This is a genomic window from Victivallis sp. (genome assembly GCF_048170485.1).
Taxonomy (GTDB): domain Bacteria; phylum Verrucomicrobiota; class Lentisphaeria; order Victivallales; family Victivallaceae; genus Victivallis.
Genome location: NZ_DBEXAY010000077.1, coordinates 1 through 8,695, shown reverse-complemented (window position 1 = coordinate 8,695; position 8,695 = coordinate 1). Strand labels below are relative to the sequence as shown.

Below are 8,695 nucleotides of genomic sequence, written 5' to 3'. Positions count from 1 at the left end.
ATGCGGAAAGAAAAAACATTCAGATTTACTTTGATTGAATTATTAATTGTTATTGCAATCATTGCCATCCTGGCAGCCCTCCTTTTACCCGCCTTGAATAAGGCTCGGGAGAAGAGCCAGAGCATCAGCTGTCTCAACAATCTGAAACAGTGCGGCATGCTGCAACAGAGCTATGCACAGGACAATAGAGATATGTTTACCATGCCAAGAAATTTGCAGTCCAATGGAGAATATCGAACCTGGTTCGGTGTTCTCTGGCACGGAGGCTATACGAAAAGTCTGCAAAGCGGTTTCTGCCCGGCCTCCTTTCGGGAGTTTTCATTCCAAAACAGTCTCTGGTCGGATCAACCTTACGTTTTCGGCATGCTTCTCTGGGGGAAATATGCGTCTCATGAAACCAGTTATAAACTTTCGTATCAGGGGAGAAAAAGAATCTCCCCGTCCGCCCGGGCTCTGTTGATGGATGCGAACCGCATGATGACCGCCGGCCAGTGGAGGCCGGCTTATGCCGTCGAGAGCGTCCAGTACGAAGGCCGGGGGGAATCGCCGCAGCCGGTTCCAGATAATACAAAATATGTGGGATATATGCGGCACAACGATGCAGGGGTCAACACCGTTTTCTTCGATGGACACGCCGCATCTTTCCGCCCGACCTATGAAGAGAATGAAATCTGGTATATCCGCAGGCAGGACTGTGTGCCCATTTTCCTGAATTAAGTATTGAACGAGGTTTTTCATGACTGAAAAAATTTTACTGATCGCCTGTCTTGCGCTGACGGTAATGACTGGAATGGGTGGAGAAAGTGCCTTTTCTGTAACTCCCGGATGCGTAATCAAGGCGGAGGAGATTCCATTCCGCCTCTATCACTGGGGACGCGACTGGAAGAATGGAACCGCGCAAAATCCCGGAAACGTCACCTTTCCGGGAGAAGGAGGCACGGTCCGGAACGGAACATTTCAAGTTCATGGCGGCAGTTTCTCTTATCGGGAATCGGTGAAACTTTCCGTTGAAAATGAAGCGGAACTGAAGCTGGAGCTATCCCATCCTGACGGCATTGAAACCCAGAGTCTGGTTCTTTCCGCAGAGCTGCCCTTCGAGGTGTTGAAACAACGCCCCATCCTGCTGAACGGGAAAGAGGTCCGCTTCGGAGAGGCGTGGAATTCCGCCAATGCCCAGCACCGGATCTGGGCGAAAAACAAGATAAATACCATTGAGATTCCTATGAATGGCGGAGTTTTGAACATTTCCGGCATCATTTCCGCTCAGCTTCTGGACAATCGGAGGTACAAGCGCCAATCCTGCGGACTCCGGCTGCTGTTTGCCGATGGTTCCGGCAAGGTGAAACAGGCGCGCCTTGCCTGCAAAATGACCTATCGCCCTTATGAGTCCACCCCGCTGGAGATCTCCGGAGCGGCGAACCGGGCGTTTCGCGACGAACGAGCCGACGACCATCAGGGGAGCTGGAACGATCAGGGGCCGGGCAACGATCTGCGCATGGTTCCCGCCGGGGAACACAAATGGGGCGGACTGCTTTTCCGCATTCTGGATCACGCGGGAAACGGCGGAAGAACCTGCATCTCCCTGCGGGGGAAAGCCCGGCCGGAACTTCCGCAGGAAGCCTCGATTCCCGGGCAGGGAAAAAGCGGGCAATATCTGTATCTTCTGAACGCACTCGGCTGGGAACCGACAAAAGAGACTCCGGTGGGGAAGATCACCGTCCTCTATGAAAACGGAACGCGTGATATTCTGCCCGTCGTCAGCGGAGTTCACACCGCCAACTTCTGGACGCCCCGGGAACTTCGTGAAGGTGTCGCCGTCTGGCGCGGAGAAAATGACTGTGCCTCCGTCGGTCTGTATGCGTCGAAATTCAAGCTCTCCGGCGGCCCCATCCGGCAGATTACGTTTCACAGTGACGGAAACGCCGTCTGGATGATCGCCGCTGTGACGATTGCGGATGAGGACATCGTGCCCGAAATCCGGGGGCCGGTTACAATCACCGCGAACATTGACTGGCGGCCGATCAAAAATCAGAAGGAGATCCTCCCGGGCAGTATCGTCGATTTTTCGGACACGCTGGAGAAACCGGCCGGCCGGCACGGATTTCTCAAGGTCGTCGGCAGTCACTTTGAATTCGAGAAGCGCCCCGGGAAACCGGTCCGGTTCTATGGAATCAACAACATCGGTCAGACGAACTTCATGGAGCACGATCTGACGAGGCGGATGGCGGATGAACTTGCCGCCACCGGTTACAATCTGATCCGCCTGCACCACTTCGACAACCTTCTGGTGAAGCGGGAAAACGGCAGTTCCACCTCTCTCGACCCGGAAAAGCTGGACCAGCTGGACTATCTGATCGCCGAATGCAGCAAACGGGGCATCTACACGACCCTCGATCTCTTCACCGCGAGGAAGCTGGAGAAAGGGGAGATCCCGGAGTATCCCGACCGTGCCCTTTCCCCGACCGAATTCAAGGCGCTGGCCTTCATCAATGCGAACGTGATGAAGAATCTGGAGACCTTTTCCGCCAATCTGCTCAATCACGTCAACCCGTACACCGGTCTGGCGTGGAAGGAGGATCCGGCCATCATCACGATCAGTCTGATCAACGAAGACACCCTTTCTCAGGTGCTCAGCAACTCCTCGTTCGCGCGTGCCCTTTACGAGAAGGAATTTGAAAAATATCTGAAGCGGAAAAAGATTGCCGTCACGGCCGCTGACAGAAATCAATACTATCAGCGGTTTCTGAGCGAGGTGTATCTGCGCGGCTGGCGGCATCTTTCGGCCTTCGTGCGAAACCTCGGCGTGAAGGTGCCGTTGACCGATCTCAACTACATCAACGACATTCCTTCCACGCTGTCGCGGAATCACTTTGATTTTGTCGACATCCACTCCTACTGGGCGCATCCTCTGTTTCTGGGGCCGAACTGGCGTCTGCCCGCTTCGGTCAATCCGGAGAGTGCGATTCCCAACTATGCGGGGGCAATTTCCAATATTTTCAGCAGCCGGATTTTCGGCAAACCGTTTGCGATTACGGAATGGGATTATGCATTCCCCAATCCGTTCTCCGTCGAAGGCGCGTTTCTGGCCGGCGCCTATGCGGCGTTGCAGGACTACAGCCAGCTCTGCCGGTTCGATTACTCCTGGACGCCGGAAAAGGTGCGTCAGGCTGAGAGTCATCTCTGCTTTTTCGACATCGCCAACGATCCTCTGCGCCTGCTCTCCGAACGGGCGGGAGTGCTCTTCTTTCTGCGCGGTGACGTGGCGGTCTCCCGAAGCAGTTACCCCTTTTACGTGAGTCCGGATGCCTTGAGCCGCCGTGGGTATCCCCGCTATTACTCCCGGATGGTCAGCCGCATCGGGTTGATCGGCAGAACGGGAACTGTTTTTTCCACCTCCTCTCTGCCCGCCGGAACCAGAGCAGTCCTGACCTCCGTGCCGGAAAAAATCCAGACGGAATCGCCGGTCATTGTCTGCCGCTCCATTCGTGAATCCTTCGATGAACTGCTGAAAAACGGAGCAATCACTCCGCGGGAATACGATGAGAAACAGCAGCGTTTCACCAGCTCCACCGGAGAACTGGTGCTGAATCGCCGGGCCGGAAGTTTTCAGGTTGCCACCTCCCGCAGTGAAGGGTATGTTGCGCCGCCCGGAATCCGCCTGTCCGGCGGGTTTGCCACGGTGACCAACAAATACGCCTTCGCCGCGGTTCTCGTCGCCTCGCGCGACGGGCTAGAACTTGCGGAGAGCAGACGGATTCTGATTCTGCATCTGACAACTCTGATGAACACCAATACGAAATTTTCCAATCAGGCGATGTCCGTTCTGGAGCGCTACGGCACCACGCCGCTGCTCATGCGTCGCGGCGAAGCGGAAATCTCCCTGCGCACTGCCGGGAAAGTGAAGCTCTTCGCCTGCGCCTTCAGCGGCAAACGTCTGTTTGAAGTCAAGACGGCCAGCCGGAACGGGCAGCTTCACTTCACGGCCCGCAACATAACGCCGCATGGAGCAATTGCCGTGTACGAACTGGTAAAAGAGTAAAACATCGCGGTTTTCAGGAGAGAGCGATATGTTCAAACAAGTTTTCATTCTGTGCTGCCTCTGCCTCGGCGTTCTGCCGCTGAGCGGCCAGGAGGAGCTGATCCACAAGGCGGACGAGGTCAATCAGACGATCTGGAGCCGTTTCATCGGCAAAGACAACCTCATGTATGACTATGTCGGGCTCGATGGGGAGGTCGTGCTTCCCACGCCGGAGGAGTGCGCCGCTGACCGGCCCAACGCGCTCGGCTGGTGGACGCCGATCGAAAACGGCGGCTTCTTCAACGGCATGTATCTGGTGGCGCAATGCGACCGGTATGAGCGGAACAAGACGCCGGAGAACCGAGAAAAGGTGCGCCGGCTGGTCGCCGGACTCTGCAAACTGCAGGATGTAGGCTCCACTCCCGGCTTCATCGCCCGCGGCGTCGGTTCCGACGGAAAGTGCCACTACGCCGCCTCGAGCAATGACCAGAATTTCCCGTGGTTTCTGGGGCTGGGGCGGTATCTTGAGACCGACATCCCGACGTCGGAAGAGCGGCAAGACTGTATCGAACGGATTCGCCGGCAGGGGGAAGCGTTGCAGAAACTGAACTGGCGGATTCCCGGTGACCGCCCGAATTTCGAGCGTGGCTGGTGGCTCGGCAGTGAATACACCGCCTGTGTCCACATCGCCACGGCGACCCGTGTTCTGTATGAGGTGACCGGCGAGGAGAAGTGGAAGAAGCTCCATTATGAATTGATCCGCGGCAGAATGTCTGACGGCCGGGAGCGCAAAGTCTGCATCGCATCCGGACCGATGAACATGGCCGGCTGGTCAGCCTGGTTTCTGAGCAATTGTCAGTACGCGGTGCGGATTCTCTATCTTCGTGAAACCGATCCGGAATTGAAGAAGTATTATGCCGCTTCTCTGCGCAACACCGCCCGGCGCGCCGCATCGCTTATTCCCTATTACAAGCGGTTCCGGCCATCGCCGGACCGGAAGGGGTTCACTCCGGACTGGCACACGATGATGCCGCCTTTTGCTCCGCAAAAGAACGGCAAGGAAGCCGCCGCTCTCGCCATGAAACAGTATGAGGTCTGGGCTCGAAAATCTCCGGCCGTCGCGCAGGAGAAGGTCTGGCTCAAACCGGCCCTCTGTGCCGCCTGGATCGTCACTCTGTCGGAGGAGGCGGACCTCAAGCGCAATGCAATGCCGGAGATCCGCCGGATGATTCTCGGGCTTGACAGCACTCGGCTCTATTATGCCACCTTCTTCTATCTGGAGAATTTGGTCGAGACCTTAAATAAAACAGCGAGTCGCTAAGGGCCGTTTGCTCTGATCGAATTCCAGATCATCATCAAGAACATCATTGACGTAAATGCGATTTATGGACTGGATTCGAATCAGTCGGAAGAATCCGCACTATTTTGAACACGCCAACGGCGACACTTTCATCCCCGTTGGCGTAAACCTCTGCTTTCAGCGGTTTCTGCAAACCGATGAGGCGTGTTTGGCCACCTATTGCAGGCAGATTGCCACGTTCGCCCGAAACGGCGGTAATTTCATCCGCGTCTGGATGGGGGTCCCGTTCCTGCAACTGGAACCGGAACGCTCCGATGTTTTTTCCGAGCGGAAGCTCGCCAACCTCCATGCGCTGGTGGAGGTTGCGAGAGAAAACAATGTGCGGATCAAGTTCACGCTGGAACATTTTCGCCGCCTGGGCGGTGGAACCGACGAAGAGCTTTTCCCCGGAGCGGCAAACTTTGAAAACCCGGTCCACCGGAAAGATAACGGCGGATTCGCCGACAGTGTACCAGAATTCATGACCTCCGAGGCCGGCCGGAAACACTTCATCCGCAAGCTGGAGCTGTTGAGCCGTCACTTTTCGGAGGAGCCTGCGGTCATGGCGTGGGAATTGTGGAATGAGATCAACACGGTCAGCGCTCCGGAGGCCGTCTGGAAAGAGTGGTCGCAACGCATGCTCCAGGAACTTCACCGCTGTTTCCCGCATCAGCTCTGCCTGCAAAGTCTGGGCAGTTTCGATTCCCCCCGCCATCTCGAACGTTACCGCTGGCTCTGCACCCTCGATGGATGCGATTACAGTCAGGCACACCGCTATCTCGACCCGGGAGCGGAGCTCGACATCTGCCGCGGCCCGATGGATCTGCTCTGCCGGGATGCGATCGAAGAGCTGCGGCGGAACAATCCCGCCCGTCCGGCGATTCTCGCGGAGACGGGCGCGGTGGAGAGCCGGCACAGCCGTCCCTCTCGTCTCTATGACGCGGACACACATGGCACGCTGCTGCACGACGGACTTTTCGCCCCCTTCTTCTCCGGTTCCGCCGGGTGCGGGCAGTTCTGGCACTGGGATCAGCTCTATCTGGAGCGCCACAACCTCTGGTTCCATTTCCATCGGTTCGTCAAGGCGACGGCCGAATTTGACCCGGTCCGAGAGGAGGCAACTCCGTTTTTCCGGACCGCCGGATGCTTTCGCCTGTACGGCCTTCAGGGGAAATTCCATACCCTCCTCTGGCTGCGCGATGCAAAGAACAGCTGGGAAAGCGAATTGGCACAGGGCCGCGCGCCGGAACTTCAGAAAGGCGTGAACCTGGATCTGCGCTCCCTGCCCGGCGGGGCGTTCCGGCAGGCTCGATGTTTTCTGCCCTGGACCGGCGACACCATCCCCATGGAACTCCACGGAACCGAAATGGAACTGCCGGAATTCAGCCGCTCGATGGTGCTTCTGCTGACGCGATGAACAGAAGAAACGCCCCTTCCTCCGAAACGGGAAACGGATACGGAAAAAAATTCCGTATCCGTCTGCAAAACTCCGGTGGTCGGAAACCGCCGTTTTCCCGACAGCGTCAGACAATCGCCTTCTCGGTCTCGCCGTCGAACATGTGCGCCTTCGGCAGCAGGACCGCAAAGTTGATCTGCTGGCCGACGGAAACATGCTTGTGCGGATCGATCCGGGCGATGAACGAGTTCTCGCCGGTGTTGAGATACACGAAAGTCTCGGAACCCATCGGCTCAAGAACCTCCACTCTGGCGTGGACGCGCGGCATGTTCGGATCCTCCTCCGCCTGTTCCGTGCCGATGTCTTCCGGCCGGACACCGAAGGTCATCTTCTTGTCGATGTACGGCTCCAGCCGCTCCTTCCAGGCGGCGGGAATCTCAAACTGGAACCCGGGCTCGACGAAGGTGAGCTTGCCATCCTTCCGAACCAGAACGCCATCGAAGAAGTTCATCGGCGGCGTCCCGATGAACCCGGCCACAAACTTGTTGCACGGGTTGTCATACAGCTCGATCGGCGCGGCAACCTGTTGAATCACCCCGTCCTTCATCACGCAGATGCGGTCCCCCATGGTCATGGCCTCGACCTGGTCGTGGGTCACGTAGATCATCGTGCTCTCCAGGTGCTGGTGCAGCTTCGAAATTTCGGTCCGCATCTGAACACGCATCTTCGCGTCGAGGTTCGAAAGCGGCTCGTCGAAGAGGAACGCCTTCGGCTTGCGGACGATCGCACGCCCCACCGCAACGCGCTGGCGCTGGCCGCCGGAGTGCTGTTTCGGACGGCGGTCAAGATACTCCTCCAGGCCGAGAATGCGGGCGGCTTCCATCACGCGCGCCTGAATGTCCTCTTTCGAGAAGTTGCGCAACTTGAGGCCGAACGCCATGTTGTCGTAAACCGTCATATGCGGATACAGCGCGTAATTCTGAAATACCATCGCGATATCACGATCCTTCGGCGCGACGTTGTTGACGATGCGATCCCCGATCCGGATTTCTCCCTTGGAAATCTCTTCGAGTCCGGCGATCATGCGCAGCGTGGTGGATTTTCCACAGCCGGAGGGGCCGACCAGAACCATGAATTCCCGGTCCTTGATTTCGAGATTGACGTCTTTTACGGCAGGCACTTTGCCTTCGTAAATCTTCCAGACGTGCTCCAGAATTACTTCTGCCATTTTCAAACTTCCTTGCCTTGTGGTTTCCAATGCCGAAGCAGCCACTGACGACCTGCGGGTTGTTCCGGTTCCACTCGAACCGGCCCGTCTCCGGGCACATTGCAAACCGACCTGAATTCAGCAATATAACAACATCAAGAAGCTTTTGCAAGCGTCGCCGAAACGTTTTTCTCTCTTTTTTTCGCCTCGCCACCGCCGCGCACGACTGCAGACACTCTCCCGCGACACGGGCAGCGCCCCCTCCCCTTCCTGAAAACCGGGAATATCTTCAAAAAAAATTAATTTTTGATTTGACAAATCGGAAACTCTCAATATAGTACCGAATGTTCGGAAAGGTGATCAATTCATGCCGGGAGGTAAGATATGGCAACTGTATGTCCTTACTGCAATATCGAAGTGAGCGAAAGTTCGATTGAAGCGGAAGACGGCTGCTGTCCGGAGTGCGGTTCCGTCATCAGCGCGACCTCTTCGTTCCTCGGAGAAGACGAGGACGAGGACGGGCTCGATTACGACGATACCGAAGAACAGGACATCTTCAGCGATCTCGATGACGAAGACGAATTCGAACGCGACGAATTTGATGACGACGTGTTCGATGACGAGGAATTCGACGACGAAGAGTTCGACGACGAGGAGTTCGATGAAGAAGAGGAGGAAGAGGAGTTCTGACGCCTCACCCCCCTCCGGGAAAAGGCTCCGGACGCACCCCGCGAT

General features: G+C 56.7%; 6 protein-coding genes. 5 read left to right on the top strand and 1 reads right to left on the bottom strand.

All coding sequences use genetic code 11. The annotated features are described in order from the left end of the window. The 4 genes from ACMLHG_RS04200 (at position 1) to ACMLHG_RS04185 (ending at position 6,774) form a co-directional block, all read left to right on the top strand. The gene (locus ACMLHG_RS04200; protein ID WP_294434322.1) at positions 1-717 is read left to right on the top strand and encodes a prepilin-type N-terminal cleavage/methylation domain-containing protein; all 717 of its coding nucleotides are present in this window, start codon (positions 1-3) and stop codon (positions 715-717) included. 19 nt (positions 718-736) lie between these two features. After that, on the top strand, positions 737-4,039 hold the full coding sequence (locus ACMLHG_RS04195) for a cellulase family glycosylhydrolase (protein WP_294434324.1): 3,303 nt from the start codon (positions 737-739) through the stop codon (positions 4,037-4,039). A 28-nt stretch (positions 4,040-4,067) separates the two neighbouring features. Further along, positions 4,068-5,339: a hypothetical protein gene (locus tag ACMLHG_RS04190; RefSeq protein WP_294434326.1), complete on the top strand. Its 1,272-nt coding sequence runs from the start codon at positions 4,068-4,070 to the stop codon at positions 5,337-5,339. A gap of 64 nt (positions 5,340-5,403) precedes the next feature. Beyond that, positions 5,404-6,774, top strand: a complete 1,371-nt coding sequence (locus tag ACMLHG_RS04185) for a hypothetical protein (RefSeq protein WP_417169666.1) — start codon at positions 5,404-5,406, stop codon at positions 6,772-6,774. A 106-nt stretch (positions 6,775-6,880) separates the two neighbouring features. Here ACMLHG_RS04185 and ACMLHG_RS04180 read toward each other — a convergent pair whose 3' ends face one another. Beyond that, positions 6,881-7,981 carry an ABC transporter ATP-binding protein gene (locus ACMLHG_RS04180; protein ID WP_417169665.1) on the bottom strand — a complete coding sequence of 367 codons (1,101 nt, stop codon included), beginning with the start codon at positions 7,979-7,981 and terminating at the stop codon, positions 6,881-6,883. A 363-nt stretch (positions 7,982-8,344) separates the two neighbouring features. On the opposite strand from ACMLHG_RS04180, the gene ACMLHG_RS04175 reads away from it, so the two are divergent. Next, on the top strand, positions 8,345-8,650 hold the full coding sequence (locus ACMLHG_RS04175) for a hypothetical protein (RefSeq protein WP_294434331.1): 306 nt from the start codon (positions 8,345-8,347) through the stop codon (positions 8,648-8,650). The last annotated feature ends 45 nt before the right edge of the window (positions 8,651-8,695 follow it).